Below are 16,943 nucleotides of genomic sequence, written 5' to 3'. Positions count from 1 at the left end.
ACGGGTGCCGGGCGGCCCGGATGGGCTAGCGTGAGGCCATGAGCACTGTGGTCACCGGCGAGGCCGTCCGACTGGAGCTGCCCACCGCCACCGTGCTGAGCCGCGGCGTCTCCTGCCTCATCGACTGGGCCGTGAACTTCACCATTCTGGTCGTGATGATGTTCCTGCTCGGCATGCTCTCCGGCACGGTGCAGATCGCCGGGGACCCGGCGATGGAGGCCGCCGTCATCCTCTCCACCTTCGTGACCGCGTTCGTCATCGTTCCGGTCGCCGTGGAGACGCTGTCCCGAGGCCGATCCCTGGGCCGGCTCATCATGGGGGTGCGGATCGTCCGCGACGACGGCGGCACCATCCGCCTCCGCCACGCCCTGATCCGCGGGCTGCTCGCACCGTTCGAGATCCTCATGACCTTCGGCTCCGTGGCGTTCATCTGCGGCGTCCTCAGCCCCCGCGGCAAACGCCTGGGCGATATGGTCGCCGGCACCTACGGCATCCTGACCCGCCAGCCGTCGGTGCCGCCGATGATGCTGCCGGTACCCCAGCACATGACCTCCTGGACCCACATGGTCGACGTCGGACGCGTCCCGGATCCGCTGGCGATGCGGATCTCCCGGCTGCTGCGCACCGCCGAGCGCGCCGGCCGGGGCGGGAACCGGTCCGTGCTGGAGCGCACCGCCGACGACCTCGCCGCCGAGCTGCGGCCCTACGTCTCCCCGCCGCCTCCGCCGTCGAGCTCCTTCGACTTCCTGGTCGCGGTGATGGCCGAGCGGCGGAACCGCGAGTACCGCAGGATGCGCCGGAACCAGCAGCGCGGAGACGAACTCGGCCGCCGACTGCACCGGCTGCCCTATTCCTGAGGCGCTCTGTTCCCGAGCGGCTCTGCACGAACGACCCGGAGAGCGCGCCCGGGACGCCGTATGACGTCCGCACCGCAGGGGGCGCTCAGTCCCGCGATAGGCTGAGCCCGCGGCGCACCGGGACCTTCAGACACCGTCCCGGATCGGCCGCCCGCCCCGGAACCTCCCCTCCCGAAGGAGCCGCTCCCCGATGAGCTTCGAGCACCGCATCGCCGACATCTCGCTGCACGAGGCCGGCCGCCACCAGATCCGGCTGGCCGAGCACGAGATGCCCGGGCTCATGGCCCTGCGCCACGAGTACGCCGACGAGCAGCCGCTGGCCGGTGCGCGCATCGCCGGGTCCCTGCACATGACCGTGCAGACCGCGGTGCTCATCGAGACGCTGACCGCGCTGGGCGCCGAGGTCCGATGGGCCTCATGCAACATCTTCTCCACCCAGGACGAGGCCGCCGCCGCCGTCGTCGTCGGGCCGCACGGCACCGTCGAGGACCCCCGGGGCGTGCCGGTCTTCGCCTGGAAGGACGAGACCCTCGAGGAGTACTGGTGGGCCGCGGCGAAGATCTTCGACTGGCCGGGCGTCGACGAGGACGCCTCCCACGGCGCGAACATGATCCTCGACGACGGCGGAGACGCCACCATGCTGGTGCACAAGGGCGTGGAGTTCGAGGCCGCGGGCGCGGTGCCCTCCCCGACCGCCGACGACCCGGAGGAGTACCGGATCGTGCTGGAGACCCTGCGCAGGTCCCTGGCCGAGAACCCCTCCCGGTGGACCCGGATCGCCGAGCAGATCCGCGGCGTCACCGAAGAGACCACCACCGGGGTGAACAGGCTCTACCAGCTCTCGCGCGAGGGCGGGCTGCTGTTCCCGGCGATCAACATCAACGACTCGGTCACCAAGTCGAAGTTCGACAACAAGTACGGCATCCGACACTCGCTGCCCGACGGCATCATGCGCGCCACCGACGTCCTGCTGGGCGGAAAGACCGCCGTCGTCGCAGGCTACGGGGACGTGGGCAAGGGCGCGGCCGAGGCGCTGCGCGGTCAGGGCTCACGGGTGATCGTCACCGAGATCGACCCCATCAACGCTCTGCAGGCGGCCATGGACGGGTACCAGGTGGCCCGGCTCGACGACGTCGTCGACGCCGCCGACCTGTTCATCACCACCACCGGGGGCAAGGACATCATCTCCGCCGACCAGATGCGCCGGATGAAGGACAAGGCGATCGTCGGCAACGTGGGGCACTTCGACAACGAGATCGACATAGCCGGACTCGCCGCCGTCGAGGGCGTGGAGAAGGTGGAGATCAAGCCGCAGGTCCACGAGTGGGTGTTCCCTGAGGGCCGCTCGATCATCGTGCTCTCCGAGGGGCGGCTGCTGAACCTCGGCAACGCCACCGGGCACCCGTCGTTCGTGATGAGCTCTTCCTTCGCGAACCAGACGATCGCTCAGGTCGAGCTGTACGGGAAGTCCGGCGGCTACACCGGTGAGGACCGGTACTCCACCGACGTCCACGTGCTGCCCAAGATCCTCGACGAGAAGGTCGCACGGCTCCACCTCGACGCGGTGGGCGCCCGGCTCACGGAGCTGACCAAGGAGCAGGCCGACTACCTCGGCGTCGACGTCGCCGGGCCGTACAAGCCCGAGCACTACCGCTACTGAGCAGGCAGGCTCCCTCGCTGAGCCCCGGCCTCCGCCCTCATCGAGGGAGCGAGTCTGGGGCCTCCCGGCGGCGTGTCGGAGCCAGTTTCACTCCCCCGATGAACGGGGTGGGAGCGAGCGGGGGCGGAGCAGGCCGGGGCAGCGAGTGCGGCGAGCGCGGGTGGGTGAGGCTCAGTCGTCGCGCAGCAGGCGCAGGTGTCCGCGGGTGAGGGCGGCGTCGGAGGCGGGCGGCTCGATGCGTCCTCGGCTCTCCCGCGCGGTGCTCTCCTGCGAGCCGCCCGCCGGGGGCACTGTCGGGTTCTCCCGGGTGCGCACCGCGTCGGCGACGGCGAGCAGGTCGTCGGGAGCCTGCGGCGGCGTGGACGGGTACTCCAGGCGCAGGACCTCCCACCCCCGCGGAGCGCTCATGGTGTCCGCGTGCGGAGCGCACAGGTCGTAGGTGTGCGGCTCGGCATAGGTGCTCATCGGCCCGACGACGATGGTCGAGTCGCTGTAGCTGTAGGTCAGCGTGGCGACCGCGGGGCTGTCGCAGCCGCTGCGCGTGCAGCGTCGTGAAGAATCCACAGTCCACCACTGTAGCCCGCGTCGCTCGGACCGGTCCGTCGCTCGCGGTCCGTGTCTGAGCCGCCGAGGGACTCAGTCGATCAGCCGGACCGGCACTGTGCCGGACGGGTCGTCGAGGGCGCGCACCGGCAGCATGCTGAAGGTGCCGTCCTCCCCGGTGAGCATCAGGGCACCGACGACGTCGACGTCGGGCTCCTCCACGACCACGGCCAGGGGGTCCTCGACGTCGTCGGGCGCGAGGTCGTCACCGCTCAGGGTCGCCGCCCCACCGGTGGGGACCTCGACGGTCTGCGGGGAGGACGTCTCCCCGTCGGCGCCGAACACCCGGTAGACGACCTCGCCCCCGGCCTCCGGTGCGAAGAGCCGCAGGCTGGCCTCCGCGTCGTCGCCGTCGGGCAGGACGGCCCCGTAGCCGTCCCGGATGAGCTCCGACCCCGCGGCCCAGCCGAAGTCGATGCGGTCCTGCTCCTCCGGCTCCGCGCCGTAGGACTTCACGGCCACGTCGCTCGGTCCCTCGGTGGTGACCACCAGGTCGTAGACCCCGGCGTCCAGGCCGGAGAGGTCGACGCTGTCCACCTCCCCGCCCTCGACGGTGAACACCGACGCGTTCTCCAGCGGCGCGGGGCCGTCCTCGCCGTAGACCTGCACCTCCACGGTGGACTGACCGGCCTCGACGGCGCGGATCCACAGTTCGGTGGGGAACGCCGCGGATTCGTCCTCCGAGTCGGCGGCCACGGGGACCCCGGAGATGACGTGCTGGCGGGTCTCGGTCTGCGACGAGGGGAGGAACTCGGTGCCGAGGCCCGTGCCGTCGGAGGCGCGTGAGGACTGCAGGTGCGCGGCCACGGGCGCCTGCGAAGCCCTGACCTCGACCCCGTTGACGGGATCGTCCCCGGAGATCGAGGCGATGTTGACGGTGCGCACGGTCTCGGCCGGCACCACCAGGGTGCGCACTCCGGCCCCGGAGCGGGGCCCGTCGGAGTCGTAGGCCGTCACCTCGACCGTGGCCTGACGGTCGGAGGGGTTGGACAGGGTCAGCAGCGAGGCGGCGCCGTCGCCGATCTCCGGCCCGAAGAACCAGTGGCTCCGCTGAGGGGCGCGGCAGTCCGCGGCCGCCGTTCCGCTCACATGGCCGGAGTCCGCGGTGTACAGGTACTGGGCGGCACCGGCCGGCGAGGAGGCGCCGTCTTGGGCCAGCATCCGCAGCACGGGCGCATCGGTCTCGCCGTCGAGTCCGCCTGCCGCATGGTGCCATTCCGAGGGGTCGGTCTCGGCGGGGTCCTCGACCGCGGCATCGGCGTCATGAGCGATGAGCTCGTCGTCGGTCTCGTAGCCGTCCTGTCCGAGCAGACCCAGCTCCGCCTCGACCCCGGCCCGGTCGATCTCCGCGGCGGTCAGCACGATGCTGCGCGCCGAGGCCTCGGCGGAGTCGTCGCGGTCCTGGTACTCGAGCATCCCCTCCGAACTGACCGAATCGGGTCGTCCGGGAAGGGGCGGGCACACCAGCGAGGCCTGGGTGACGGTGGTGGGGACGTCGGCCGGCGCCACGGCGCGAGGCTGTGCGGCGCTGCCGGTGACGTCCAGGGCCAGGGAGCCGCCGGCGACGGCGAGCACACCGACCGCGGCGACGACGGCGCCGGCCCTCACCCCGCCGGCGATGAGCGGTGCGCGCGGACGCTCATCGTCTTCGGCGGTCGCGTCTGTCTCGGCGGCCTCGTCCGTCTCGGCGGCCGCATCCTGCTCGGTAGGCCCTTCCTCTTCGGGAGGCCCGTCGGCGTCGGGCTCGGGGGTCGAGGCCTCGGCCGGCTCCTCGGCCGGCTCCTCAACCGGGTCCTCAACCGCCTCCTCTACGTCCTGCTCCTCGGATGACCGGTCCTCGGCCCGCTCCGCGGCAGCCTTCTCCTCCGCAGCCTGTTCGGCCTGATGCCGCCGACGCGCCTTCTTCTCGAGCTTCGCCTCCCGCCGCTCGTCGCGCAGGGCGGACCGCTCGGATCGGCGGCGCTCGCGCTGCAGCCGCCGGATGTGCTTCCTGACCTTCTTCGCGCTCATCGGTCCCTCTCCCCCGGCACGACCGGCAGCATGCGCAGCGAGCGGGGCAGCGGCACGGCCATCGCCACCACCAGCAGCAGGAATCCGGCCACACCGATCAGCAGCGGCAGCTGCAGCATGCTGCGATGCGCCGCAGTGAGCTCGCCCTCGCCCAGATCTGCGGGCAGCACGAAGCGCTGGGCCCAGTACGAGTCCCCGGCATCGCTGCGCAGGTCCTCGCCGTCGACCTCGGCGGCCCACCCGGCCGCCGACGCCGTGGAGAGCTGCAGGACCAGGGGCTCGACCAGGTCGTCCGCGGCGACGATCTCATCGATGGTCCGGCCCTGCCCGTCGCTGACGTCGGCGAGATCGAGCTCGACGGACCCCGCGTCGCTGGGCAGCAGGGCCACCGTGGCCCCCTCGGCGTCCAGGATCCGCGCCCATGCGGTGTCGGCCCCGACCAGGCCCGGACCGAACGCCGGCTCCGCCTCGTCGTCATCGGCGGCGCGCCAGAACAGTCCGTAGTCGGTGGGGCCGACGGAGACGAGTCCCGCCGCAGTGTCCACCGCGTCGACCAGCTCCCCCTCGGCCGCGGAGGGGATGACCACGAAGCCCACCGCCAGCTCCTCCATCAGCTCCTCGACGTCGCCGGAGCCCGGGGTGACCATGGCCGCGATGAGGTGCTCCAGCTGCGCCTCCGCCGTGGTGGGCTCGCGCGTCCACGGGGCGTCGTCGCTGAGCCGGGCGTCGGCGATCAGCGGTGCGCCGCGGCCGCTGACCGCGCTGCGCGCAGAGTCCAGGCTCCTGCCTTCGCCGGCCATGAGCCGGCCGTAGACGCCGTCGTCGTCGGATCCGAGGACCAGGGTGCGCAGCTGCGCGGGACCCAGACCCTGGTCGGCGGCGGTTGCGGGGACCTGCTGCACGGTGCCGGGGCGCACCGGTGCGGGCATCTCGTCCACCGCGCTCAGCGGCCGCGCGGCGCCGGCGTCGGAGATGATCCGCGGTGCGGCCCAGAATCCCAGGGATGCGATGACTGAGAAGACCAGCAGGGTGCCGGTGACCGGCGTGATCACCCCGCCGACCCGGGGCAGGGCCCGCGGCAGCCGCTCCAGCGAGGAGACCGCGGCGGTGAGTACGCAGTAGGCGATGACCACCACCACGGGTCCGAGTCCGACGGCGACGACCTGCGCTCCGTCCTCTCCGGCGGCCAGCACGCCCAGCAGCGCCGACCATCCCAGAGCGCCCAGCAGCACGGCCGCCGACGTGGCCGTGGGCAGGTCTCGGCGTCCGGCGGTGAGGATCCCGAGCAGGGCCACCACCAGCAGGGGCAGCCCGATCACCAGGGCCAGGCGCAGCGCCCACCAGTCGCCTGCGAAGTACTCGGCCAACCAGCCGCCGGCCGCCGCACCGCCGACGCCCGCGTCGGGTCCGAAGGCGCGGTCATGGCCCAGCAGCTGCTGCCACAGCGGCGCCGTCGGGGTCGGGGTCAGGCGGGTCGGGGCGGAGAGGATCGAGGCGAGCACGTTGCCGCCCGAAGCCGCCGCGGTGAGGATCATGGGTGCGCTGAGCGCGAGCGCGGGCAGCGGCACCAGCCACAGGGGACGCCCCCGTCCGCCCAGGGTCGCGGCGGCGCCGACGGCGACGACCAGTGCGAAGGGCAGCAGGGCCGGTGCCGCCGCGGTGATCACCGCGAGCAGGAGCCCCGCGAGCGCCGCGTGCTCCCAGGAGCCGGTCGACGCCGAGCCCGGACCCCGTTCGGCGCGCCGACCGACGCGGGAGTGGGCCGGCCGCGGACCGACCGCCCGGACGGCGGCGAGGACCAGCACGGGAAGGAGGATGTGCACGATGATCGTACCGATCCTCCCGTCGCCCATCGCCGCATGCAGGGCGGGCACCGCGGTCCACAGCAGGGCGGCGACGATCCGCATCAGGGGCGCGGAGGTCCACAGCTTCGCCGCCCACCACGAGGTCAGCGCGGCCAGCGGCAGGGCGAGGACGGTGAGCCAGACCAGGGCGGTCGAGGCGTGTCCGCCGGTGAGGCCGGAGAGGACGAGCAGGACCAGGTTGAACGGGTCGGCCGCGGCCAGCTCGCCGAGCCGTTCGGCGGAGACGAAGCTCACCGACTGGGCGAACACCGCGTCGGTCCCGGACGAGACCGGGAGGGCGGCCCCGCCGACCAGCGCCTCGGCGGTGAGGAGGTCCCGGTGGGCCAGCAGTGCGACGCCGGTGAGTCCGAGCAGGGTCAGCAGCAGGAGCAGCCGGTCCCCGGAGCGTCGGGAGGGCATTTCGTCGAATTCTCCGTCGGCGGCTCCGACCGCCAGCAGCGCGTCGTAGTTGTCCTCCCCGTCGGCGCGGCCGCCGGCCACCCCGAGCCCCTGGTGCATGGGCGCCGCGGACTCTGAGGTCGCGATGCGCCGTCGCAGATCGCGCAGCCGGGCCGAGCTCCACCGCAGGGAATCGTCACGGCGACGTCCCTCACGCACCCGGGCCGCGGCCTCTCGCGAGCGCTGCTTCGGCGACTCGGCATCGGACTCGGAGGCCTCGCGTGCGGCCACGGCGCGTCGCCCCCAGGCCGCGGATCGGCGGGAGTGGTGGATCGCTCCGAGGCCCAGCAGCGCCGACGCGGAGGCCCCGAACTGCCGCAGGGCGGCGTCCGGCGCCTTCACCGCGGTCAGCCCGATCAGGCGCAGGAACGCGGCGATCCACAGGCCGACCCAGAGGAACGGCAGGGTGAGCGGGGCGGCCTCGGTGAGACGCCGCCGGATCTGTCCGCGGCGCTGGTCCGGCGGCAGGTGCAGCGTACCGCCGAGCCGGTGGACCTCCTCGCGCGGCGGCGGGGCCGTGCGCCCGATGCGGGCCCGCGGGGCGACGACCACATGGGCGCCGGCCTCCCGGGCGCGACGGGCGAAGTCTCCGGCGGCGTGCTCCTCGTCGAGGGTCGGGAGGAAGCCGCCGAGGTCGGCGAAGAGCGCGACGTCGACGAGCATCCCGCAGGCCGACACCGCGGAGACCTCGTCGGCGCCGTCGTACTGTCCCTGGTCCAGCTCCCAGGGGTCGGTGGTGCTCAGCGTCTCGCGGGATCGGGCGACGGCGAGTCCGACGTCCACCAGCCGCGGTCGCTGCGGGGTGCTGTGCTCGCCGTCGGCGTGGAGCTGCTTGGCTCCGACCACTCTGATCTGCCCGTGCCGGTCCTCATCGGTGACGGTCCAGAGCCGCTCCTCGAGCATCTCCAGGGCGTCGGGCGCCGGAACGGAGCCGGCGGGAAGGATCCAGAGCCAGTCGCCGGGGCGGAAACCGTCGGGGAGCCGCCGCTCCAGGGTCCGCCACAGGCCGGTGACGGGAGCACCGCCCGGGCCGCGGCGCACGGACCGGGACGCTTCACGGCGGTCCTCGACGAGTCCGGAGCGCAGCGAACGGGACAGGTCCTGCGCGCCTCGGAAACCCGGAGCCGAGAGGTCGATCACCGCCTCGGGGGCGCGGGTCTGGGCGGCCAGAGCCCGGGTGGTGGCCGCGCAGTCAGAGCCTCCGGAAGCTGAAGCGCCGCCGTCGTGAAGGACGACGGCGGCGATCGTGTGCCCGGCGGCGGTGCCGATCAGCCGGCCCGCTTCCGCAGCTTGCGTCGTTCGCGCTCAGAGAGTCCGCCCCAGATGCCGAAGCGCTCGTCGTTGGACAGGGCATAGTCCAGGCACTCCTGGCGGACGGTGCAGGCGCCGCAGACCTTCTTGGCGTCGCGGGTGGAGCCGCCCTTCTCGGGGAAGAACGCCTCGGGGTCGGTCTGGGCGCACAGGGCGTCGACCTGCCAGGCCAGTTCGCCCTCGATCTCCTCCGCAGGCACCAGGGAGGGGATCCCCAGCCACGTGGTGTCCTGGGGGGCCTCGTGCTCAGCGCGGCGGGAAGGAGCCTCGCTGAGGGCGGAGGGGCCCTGCAGGGCCGAGGCCTTCTCGGCCTCTTCGTGCGCGGTGAGGAAGGCGGTGGCCCGGTCCTCGAGGGAACGTCCGTGCTCGACGCGCTCCCGCGACGACGGGTCCACCGGGTCCACGAACCAGTCCGCGGGGACCTCGAGTCCACCTCCGGAGCCGGAACGGTGTGCGGCGGGGGCGAAGCCCCGGTCCTCGTCGCTCAGCCGTTCTGCGTTCCCCATGAAGGGCCTCCCCGGGTATGGTGCGTGATCTCGTCGTGCTGATGGTGGGTGGGCCGCTGCGACGCGGCCCCTCGCCGGGCGCTCGGCCCGTCGTCACCCATAATTACACTGGCGTAAGTCACCATCCGTCAAGTGAGGATCGTCCCCCGACCAGCCGCCCGAGGCGAGGAGGTCACAGAGTCGTGACGCCGCTGAATCTGAGTCCGCACACCGCACCGCCCCCCGAGGACCATGCCGGGCTGCTCCGTCTGCTCGGCGAGCGGCCGGGACCTGCGGTCATCTGGCACCACCACGAGGCCGACGCCTCCCGGGTGGAGCTCTCCGGGCGGGTCCTGCAGAACTGGGCGGTGAAGATGATCGGCCTGCTCGACGACGAGGTGTCCCCTGAGCCCGGAGACCTGGTCCTGGTGGACTCCGCACCCCATTGGAAGTCCGCGGCCGCCGTGCTGGCCGTCTCGGCGCTGGGGTGCCGGGTGCGCCTGGTCACCGGGCCCGACGATCTGGAGGACTCCGAGGGTGAGGAGCCTGCGCTGGTCGTCACCGACGCGCCCCACCGCTGGGAGGACGCCGAGGCACTCGGGGGCGCCGAACTCGCCGCCCTCTCCCCGGGCCTGCGCGACGTCTCCTACGAGGACGCCGTCGGCCGGCCCATCCCCGGGTGGGTGCTCGACGTCTCCGCCGACGTCCCCCAGCAGCCGGACCAGCTGGCCGTCCCGCTGCCGTCGACGCCGCTGCCGGAGTGCTCGGGGGCCCCGACCCGGGGCAGCGTGATCACCCAGACCGAGCCGCCGCCGACGCGGTCCTCGGAGGGCGCGCCCCCGGAGTGGACCGCCCGCCGATGGACCGACGACGACGTCGTCGCCGTCATGCTCGGCACCTGGGCGCGCTCCGGCCGGGTCCTGCTCTGGCAGGGCGAGTGGGCCGACGAGACCGGTCAGCCGCGCCGGGAGTGGCTGCGCACCGCCGAGGAGGAGTCGGTCCCCTCCTGATGGGGGGAGACCACCGGGACCTCTCCGGTGAGCAGCTCGCGGTCGCTGAGCAGGTGCGGGCCGTGGTCCTCGGGCTCGGCGGCGTGGTCTCCGGTGAAGACCCACAGCTTATAGGCCACGAAGCGGAATGCCGTGGCCAGCACCAGGCCGATCACGTTGCCGGCGATGAACACCTGTGTGACCGAGTCCATACCGAGCAGATACTTGCTGATGCCCACGCATCCGGTCTGGATGCCCAGCCCGATGGCGTTCATGAACAGGAACATCAGCAGCTCACGGGTCTTGGCCCGCGTCCGTCGGTGGCGGAAGGTCCAGTAGCGGTTGGCGACCCAGGAGAACAGGGTGGCGACGACGCCGGCGACCACCTTGGCCTTCAGCTGCGAGTCGTCCATGGGGCCGCGGATCAGCCAGATGAAGATCCCCGAGTCGATGACGAAGGCCAGCCCGCCGACGACGCCGAACTTGGCCAGCTCCCGCCACAGCCTCTGCACGAGGTCGCGGCACCGCACGACGAGGGAGGAGATCATGGACGTGGCGCTTCCGTGGACGACTGCGGGAGTGGACCGTCGAGCCGGCTCGCTGCTCATGCGCCGGTCCTCCCCCAGTCTACGGAAGTTCCTGGAGACATCCTGAGACCCCGCTGGAGTGTGCGGCGGAGACGAGATTCGGTCCGCGCGGCGCGCTCGTACGGGTCTCGTCCGGCCCCATGTCTCATAATGAGGGACTGTGACTGTCGAACAGCCCCCCTCAGCCCCGCCCGCTGCGGGCTCCCACCAGCGTCCCGGCGCCCCCCGACGAGGCCGTCCGCGGGTCGGAGTGCTCGGCGACGGGCAGCTGGCCCGCATGACCGCGCCTGCGGCCACCGCACTGGGTGTGGAGCTGCGGCTGCTGGCCGGTTCCTGGCTGAGCTCCGCCGCCCAGGTCATCCCCCGCACCACGGTGGGCGACTATCGCAGCGTCGAGGACGTCACCGCATTCGCACGCGAGGTCGACCTCGTGACCTTCGACCATGAGCACGTGCCCGCTGAGGTGCTCGCCGCGCTGGAGGCCGCGGGCACCGAGATGCACCCCCGACCGAGCGCGCTGCGCTATGCGCAGAACAAGCTGACGATGCGCGCCGCCGTCGAGGATCTGGACCTGCCCAACCCGCAGTGGCGGGAGGTGACCACCGCCGACGAGCTCACCGAGTTCGGCGACGGGGTCGGCTGGCCGGTGGTGCTGAAGACCTCGCGCGGCGGCTACGACGGCAAGGGCGTGCGCGTGATCGGCTCGGCCGAGCAGGTCGACGAGGCCGAGGACTGGTTCGCCCGGGCCACCCGGGAGGGCGTCGGACTGCTGGCCGAGGAGAAGGTGCCCTTCACCCGGGAGCTCTCCGCCCAGGTGGCCCGCTCGGCGGACGGCGAGATGCGCAGCTACCCGGTGGTCCGATCGGACCAGACCGACGGAGTCTGCGACGTGGTCACCGCGCCGGCCGCACCGGACGCACCGGACGCGCCGGAGGCACACTCCGATCAGGACCTGCTCGACCGGGCCGTCGAGATCGCCCGGACGCTGGCCGAGCGGCTCGACGTCACCGGGATGCTGGCCGTGGAGCTCTTCGAGGTCTCCGAGGGCGAACGCCGCGGAGTCTTCGTCAACGAGCTGGCCATGCGGCCGCACAACTCCGGGCACTGGACCATCGACGGCGCGGTGACCGGGCAGTTCGAGCAGCATCTGCGGGCCGTGCTGGGCCTGCCGCTGGGCGACACGGCACCGGTCGCCGGACCGCGCAGCACCACAGTGATGAAGAACGTCTTCGGCGGTGACGAGGCCCGACCCCACACCCAGCTGGCCGCGGCGATGCGAACCGCCCCACAGGCGAAGGTCCACCTCTACGGCAAGGAGGCCCGCCCGGGACGCAAGATCGGACATATCAGCATCGTCGTCCATGACGGAGATGATCATGAGACTGTGGAGGAGGCGCGGCGGCTGGCCGCTGAGGTCGCCCATCAGCTCAGCGAAGGCCGCCCGCTCCGGGCCCCGACGACGGAGGAGACCGCCGATGACTGACACCGCACCCGAGGACGCCCTGGTCGGACTGGTCATGGGGTCGAACTCCGACTGGCCCACCATGCGGGCCGCCGCGGAGACCCTGGAGGAGTTCGGCGTCCCCTTCGAGGCCGACGTCGTCTCGGCCCACCGCATGGCCGCCGAGATGATCGAGTACGGCCGTGAGGCCCACGACCGCGGACTGCGCGTCATCATCGCCGGAGCCGGCGGGGCCGCCCACCTGCCCGGGATGCTGGCCTCGGTCACCCCGCTGCCGGTCATCGGCGTCCCGGTGGCCCTGAAGCACCTCGACGGGATGGACTCGCTGCTCTCGATCGTGCAGATGCCGGCCGGAGTGCCGGTGGCCACGGTCTCGGTCGGCGGCGCCCGCAACGCCGGGCTGCTGGCGGTGCGCACCCTCGCCGCCGGAGGCGATGAGCTCGGGGCACGGCTGCGGCGCGAGATGTCCGCCTTTCAGGAGTCGCTGGCGGAGTCCGCCCACGCCAAGGGTGCCTCGTTGCGCGACGAGGCCTCGACCCTGTCCGCCTACCGCAGTCGGGGCGGCCGGTGACCGCACAGCAGCACGCCGGGGTCCCCGACCTGCAGCCTCGAGGTCAGCACCACGACCGGGACGTCCTTCGGGATCCGGCCGGGGCCACCCAACCGCAGCGGCGCCGTCGCGCGGTGATCCTGCTCCTGCTGACGCTGCTGGTGCCCGGCGGGGCCCAGGTCGTCGCCGGATCGCGCCGACTGGGACGCATCGCCCTCGCCGTGGCGCTCGGGGTCTGGGCCGTGCTGCTGCTGGCGCTGGTGCTGATGCTCACCCTGCGCCGGCTGCTGCTGACCCTGACCGCCCATCCGTTCATGCTGGGACTGCTGACAGTGGTGTGCGTGGTCCTGGCCGTCGGGTGGGTCCTGATCTGGATCGACACGATGCGTCTGATCCGATTCCACCTGCTCGAGGGCACGTGGCGCCCGGGGCTCGCCGTCGTCCTGGCGGTGCTGATGGTGGTGACCTCCGGCGGGATGCTCTTCGCCGCGCACATATTCGACCAGTCGCGCGACTCGCTGGGCGGGATCTTCTCCTCCGGTCCGCCGATCGAGGCGGTCGACGGCCGATACAACATCCTGGTGCTGGGCGCCGACGCCGGTGAGGGGCGCGAGGGTGTCCGCCCGGACTCGATCCACGTCATGAGCGTCAACGCCTCCACCGGCGAGTCGCTGATGATCTCGGTGCCGCGCAACCTGCAGAACGCCCAGTTCCGGGAGGGCTCCCCCCTGTGGGACGTCTACCCGGACGGGTACAGCTGCGGCGACGAGTGCATCATCAACTTCCTCTACCCCGAGGTGATGGACGAGCACACCGACCTCTACCCGGACGCCGAGGACCCCGGGGCCGAGGCCATGATGGATGCCGTCTCCGGCAGCGTCGGACTCGACATCCGCGGCTACGTGATGGTGGACATGGACGGCTTCAGCGACTTCATCGACGCCATGGGCGGGGTCGACATCGAGTCCGGCGGGTGGGTGCCCTACCGCGGACCGCGGGAGGACGGCACCTGGGGCGACGTGTGGCTGTCCCCCGGCGAATACACCCTCAGCGGCGAGCAGGCCCTGGCCTACGCGCGGTCCCGCGAGTTCTCCTCGGACTACAACCGGATCCAGCGACAGCAGTGCATCCAGCAGGCGATGATCTCCCAGTTCAGCCCACAGACCGTGCTCACCAAGTTCACCGATCTCATGCAGGCCGGCGAGCAGCTCGTAGAGACGGACCTGCCGCGCAATCAGCTGGGCTCGTTCCTCGACCTCGCAGTGGACGCCCAGGACCACGAGCCCCAGCGGCTGGTGCTCGGGGCCCCGGACTTCGGCGACGCCTCGGCCCAGTTCTCGACCTACCCCGACTTCGACGAGGTCCACCGGCGGGTCGACGAGCTCATCGATGCCGAGGACGGCGGCTCGGGCTGGTTCGACTGGTTCGGCGCCGGTGCTGCGCCGCAGGTATCGGACACCGCGCCGCAGGTATCGGACACCGCGCCGCAGGTATCGGACACCGCGCCGCAGGTATCGGACACCGCGCCGCAGGCTGCGGGGACGGCGGGCACGATGCTGCCCGGCACGGCCGTCACTCCGACCGCCTCCGTGCAGACCCGCGACGCTCCGGCCGACGACGAGCCGAACATCGAGGAGGAGGTCCCCGAGCCCACCCAGCCCGACGGCTCGGCGCTGACCGCCGAGTTCCTCCAGCAGGCCCAGGACGCCGGCGAGACGCGGATCCTGGAAGAGGCGGCACAGGGGAACTATGAGTGCTCCCCCCGCTGAGCCGAGGGTCCTGCGCATGCGGAACCCGGTCCAGCACTACGACTGGGGGTCCCCCACGGCCTTCGCCGACCGGTTCGGATGGACCGCCGACGGACGCCCGCAGGCCGAACTCTGGATGGGCGCACATCCGACGGCACCCTCCTCAGTGGTGCCCTCCGGTGCCGCAGGGGAACCGGTCCCGCTGGACCGGCTGTTCGCCGCCCGCCCCGAACTGCTGGGGCCCAGCGCCGACCAGGCTGAGCTGCCGTTCCTGCTGAAGGTCCTGGCCGCGGCGAGCCCGCTGTCGATCCAGACCCATCCGACGGCGGCGCGGGCCGCGGCCGGGTTCGACGCCGAAGAGGCGGCCGGCGTCCCCGTCGACGCGCCGCAGCGCATGTATCGAGACCGACACCACAAGCCGGAGCTGCTCCTCGCCCTGGAGGACTTCACCGCCCTGTGCGGGTTCCGCCCCGTCGATCAGTCCGCATCGGACCTGAAGACTCTGGCGCGGCGGCTCACCGAGCACGGGCACACCGATGCGGCCGCCGCACTCGGCCGGCTCGCCGAGTCGCTCTCACGGGCCTCGGACGGCGAGCCGGATGATGCCCTGGACCGGGCGCTGCGGACGGTGCTGCAGGACGACCGTGACGCATTCGCCGCGGCGTCCGCCTCACTGGCAGAGGTGGTCGGACCGACGGAGCCCGGGCTGACTCCGGGTTCGGCGGACACGATCCTGCGGGCCTGCGCCGCCTTCCCCCGGGATCCCGGCGTCGTCGTCGCCCTGCTGCTGAACCGCGTCGTGCTCTCCCCCGGCCAGGCGCTGTACCTGCCGGCGGGGAACCTGCACTCCTACCTGCACGGGGTCGGGGTGGAGGTGATGGCCAGTTCGGACAACGTGCTGCGCGGGGGGCTGACCGCCAAGCACGTCGACGTCGAGGAGCTCGTGGACGTCACCGACTGTGCCGTGCTGCCCGTCCCCCGCTGCACGCCGGTGCAGGTCGACGCCGGCCCGGTGTCCCGCTGGTCCTATCGACCGGACTGTCCGGAGTTCCGCCTCGACCGGTTCGACGCACCCGACGACGGCGAAGGAGGGACCGCCCGACTGGCGTCTGATCGCGCGTCGGTGCTGCTCTGCACCGCCGGGACCGTCGAACTGCACGGCGACGGCGGGTCCTCCACGGGCTCTGGAACCGTCGTCCTGGCCCCGGGAGAGTCCGCGCTGATCACCGCCGGCCCCGGTGGGGTGACGGCCCGGTTTCAGCCCGGCACCCAGGCGTTCCTCGCCCAGTCGGGCCGGAAGGGTCAGCGGCGGGTGTAGGACTTCCACTTCCGGGCCTGATGCTCCGCCTCGACGGTGCGCACGGTGCCGGACTTCGCCCGCATGACCATCGACTGCGTGGTCACGGTCTCCCCGTGGTATCGGACCCCGCGCAGCAGATCGCCGTCGGTGATGCCGGTGGCCGCGAAGTAGCAGTTGTCCGAGGTCACCAGCTGTTCGGTGGCCAGGATGGCGTCGGGATCGTGACCTGCGTCGCGGGCGGCCTGCCGCTCCTCGTCGTCGCTCGGCGCCAGACGACCCTGGATCACTCCCCCGATGGCCCGGATCGCACAGGCGGTGACGATGCCCTCCGGCGTCCCGCCGACGCCCATCAGCGCGTCGACCCCCGAGCCCTCACGGGCGGCCGCGATCCCGCCGGCCACGTCACCGTCCATGATGAAGCGGGTGCGCGCGCCGGCGGCACGGATCTCGTCGACCAGCTCGTTGTGCCGCGGACGGTCGAGGACCACCACGGAGAGCTGGCTGATGGACTTGCCCTTGGCCTTGGCGATCAGGTGCAGGTTCTGCTTGACCGGCAGCCGCAGGTCGACCATGTCGGCCGCCTCGGGTCCGGTGACGAGCTTGTCCATGTAGAACACGGCCGAGGGGTCGAACATGGATCCGCGCTCGGCCACAGCCAGCACCGACAGGGCGTTGTTGTAGCCCAGCGCGGTCAGACGGGTGCCGTCGATCGGGTCCACGGCGACGTCGGCCTCGGGTCCGGCGCCGTTGCCCACCCGCTCACCGTTGTAGAGCATCGGGGCCTCGTCCTTCTCCCCCTCCCCGATCACGACCACGCCGTTGAGGTTCACCGTGTCGAGCAGGGACCGCATCGCATCGACGGCGGCACCGTCGGCGGCGTTCTTGTCCCCGTGGCCGACCCAGGCGCCGCCTGAGATCGCCGCGGCCTCCGTGACCCGGACGAGCTCGAGGGCGAGGTTGCGGTCCGGCTCGGCGTCCCCCACAGACAGGCGGGGCGAGAGCTCCGAGAACTCGGCGCCTGGGCCGTCCTGTGCAGCCTCGTGCGGGGCGGACGATTCGTGGGCCATGGGGTTCCTCT

The 16,943-nt window shown here is 72.4% G+C and carries 13 protein-coding genes; 7 read left to right on the top strand and 6 right to left on the bottom strand.

Annotation, left to right across the window (positions count from 1 at the left end; genetic code table 11):
• Positions 1-38: 38 nt before the first annotated feature.
• A complete protein-coding gene (locus tag N7E59_RS02430; protein ID WP_261623322.1) occupies positions 39-857 on the top strand; it encodes an RDD family protein in 819 nt (272 codons plus the stop codon).
• A gap of 190 nt (positions 858-1,047) precedes the next feature.
• Entirely contained in the window at positions 1,048-2,517 is a 1,470-nt protein-coding gene (gene ahcY / locus N7E59_RS02425; protein WP_261623321.1) for an adenosylhomocysteinase, read from the top strand.
• Positions 2,518-2,688: 171 nt separating this feature from the next.
• On the opposite strand, the gene N7E59_RS02420 is transcribed toward ahcY, so the two are convergent.
• From N7E59_RS02420 to N7E59_RS02405, 4 genes are all read right to left on the bottom strand, one after another.
• A complete protein-coding gene (locus N7E59_RS02420) occupies positions 2,689-3,081 on the bottom strand; it encodes a DUF3499 domain-containing protein (protein ID WP_261623320.1) in 393 nt (130 codons plus the stop codon).
• A gap of 72 nt (positions 3,082-3,153) precedes the next feature.
• The gene (locus N7E59_RS02415) at positions 3,154-5,130 is read right to left on the bottom strand and encodes a DUF5719 family protein (RefSeq protein WP_261623319.1); all 1,977 of its coding nucleotides are present in this window, start codon (positions 5,128-5,130) and stop codon (positions 3,154-3,156) included.
• Positions 5,127-8,573 (bottom strand): glycosyltransferase family 2 protein, encoded by a 3,447-nt coding sequence (locus N7E59_RS02410; protein WP_261623318.1) that lies wholly within the window; start codon positions 8,571-8,573, stop codon positions 5,127-5,129. The genes N7E59_RS02415 and N7E59_RS02410 overlap by 4 nt, the downstream gene beginning before the upstream one ends.
• Before the next feature lie 128 nt (positions 8,574-8,701).
• Positions 8,702-9,250: a WhiB family transcriptional regulator gene (locus tag N7E59_RS02405; RefSeq protein ID WP_261623317.1), complete on the bottom strand. Its 549-nt coding sequence runs from the start codon at positions 9,248-9,250 to the stop codon at positions 8,702-8,704.
• Between the two features lie 182 nt (positions 9,251-9,432).
• On the opposite strand from N7E59_RS02405, the gene N7E59_RS02400 reads away from it, so the two are divergent.
• On the top strand, positions 9,433-10,239 hold the full coding sequence (locus tag N7E59_RS02400; RefSeq protein WP_261623316.1) for a TIGR03089 family protein: 807 nt from the start codon (positions 9,433-9,435) through the stop codon (positions 10,237-10,239).
• Here N7E59_RS02400 and N7E59_RS02395 read toward each other — a convergent pair.
• On the bottom strand, positions 10,185-10,826 hold the full coding sequence (locus N7E59_RS02395; RefSeq protein WP_390904991.1) for a GtrA family protein: 642 nt from the start codon (positions 10,824-10,826) through the stop codon (positions 10,185-10,187). The genes N7E59_RS02400 and N7E59_RS02395 overlap by 55 nt on opposite strands.
• 256 nt (positions 10,827-11,082) lie before the next feature.
• Here N7E59_RS02395 and N7E59_RS02390 point away from each other — a divergent pair, with 256 nt between their 5' ends.
• The 4 genes from N7E59_RS02390 to manA are packed head-to-tail and all read left to right on the top strand — an operon-like array spanning position 11,083 to position 15,883.
• Positions 11,083-12,288, top strand: a complete 1,206-nt coding sequence (locus N7E59_RS02390) for a 5-(carboxyamino)imidazole ribonucleotide synthase (RefSeq protein ID WP_390904995.1) — start codon at positions 11,083-11,085, stop codon at positions 12,286-12,288.
• Positions 12,281-12,838, top strand: a complete 558-nt coding sequence (gene purE / locus N7E59_RS02385; protein WP_261623314.1) for a 5-(carboxyamino)imidazole ribonucleotide mutase — start codon at positions 12,281-12,283, stop codon at positions 12,836-12,838. The genes N7E59_RS02390 and purE overlap by 8 nt, the downstream gene beginning before the upstream one ends.
• Complete coding sequence (locus tag N7E59_RS02380) at positions 12,835-14,586, top strand: LCP family protein (RefSeq protein WP_261623313.1); 1,752 nt, start codon at positions 12,835-12,837, stop codon at positions 14,584-14,586. Before purE ends, N7E59_RS02380 begins: the two co-directional genes overlap by 4 nt.
• A 16-nt stretch (positions 14,587-14,602) precedes the next feature.
• On the top strand, positions 14,603-15,883 hold the full coding sequence (gene manA, locus N7E59_RS02375) for a mannose-6-phosphate isomerase, class I (protein ID WP_261623312.1): 1,281 nt from the start codon (positions 14,603-14,605) through the stop codon (positions 15,881-15,883).
• Here the strand turns inward: manA and glpX are convergent.
• Complete coding sequence (glpX, locus tag N7E59_RS02370; protein ID WP_261623311.1) at positions 15,868-16,932, bottom strand: class II fructose-bisphosphatase; 1,065 nt, start codon at positions 16,930-16,932, stop codon at positions 15,868-15,870. The two genes, manA and glpX, sit on opposite strands and share 16 nt — an antisense overlap.
• Positions 16,933-16,943 lie beyond the last annotated feature (11 nt).

This window comes from Nesterenkonia marinintestina (assembly GCF_025420485.1).
Lineage (GTDB): Bacteria > Actinomycetota > Actinomycetes > Actinomycetales > Micrococcaceae > Nesterenkonia > Nesterenkonia marinintestina.
Note: the sequence above shows the minus strand (reverse complement) of the source record. Positions and strands in the feature narration are given on the sequence as shown.

What these genes read in the sequence shown, in the direction of transcription:
- N7E59_RS02430 (WP_261623322.1), top strand. Translation starts at nt 39, where the DNA reads ATGAGCACTGTGGTCACCGGCGAGGCCGTCCGACTGGAGCTGCCCACC.
- ahcY (WP_261623321.1), top strand. Translation starts at nt 1,048, where the DNA reads ATGAGCTTCGAGCACCGCATCGCCGACATCTCGCTGCACGAGGCCGGC.
- N7E59_RS02415 (WP_261623319.1), bottom strand. Translation starts at nt 5,130, where the DNA reads ATGAGCGCGAAGAAGGTCAGGAAGCACATCCGGCGGCTGCAGCGCGAG.
- N7E59_RS02405 (WP_261623317.1), bottom strand. Translation starts at nt 9,250, where the DNA reads ATGGGGAACGCAGAACGGCTGAGCGACGAGGACCGGGGCTTCGCCCCC.
- N7E59_RS02395 (WP_390904991.1), bottom strand. Translation starts at nt 10,826, where the DNA reads ATGAGCAGCGAGCCGGCTCGACGGTCCACTCCCGCAGTCGTCCACGGA.
- N7E59_RS02390 (WP_390904995.1), top strand. Translation starts at nt 11,083, where the DNA reads ATGACCGCGCCTGCGGCCACCGCACTGGGTGTGGAGCTGCGGCTGCTG.
- purE (WP_261623314.1), top strand. Translation starts at nt 12,281, where the DNA reads ATGACTGACACCGCACCCGAGGACGCCCTGGTCGGACTGGTCATGGGG.
- manA (WP_261623312.1), top strand. Translation starts at nt 14,603, where the DNA reads ATGCGGAACCCGGTCCAGCACTACGACTGGGGGTCCCCCACGGCCTTC.
- glpX (WP_261623311.1), bottom strand. Translation starts at nt 16,932, where the DNA reads ATGGCCCACGAATCGTCCGCCCCGCACGAGGCTGCACAGGACGGCCCA.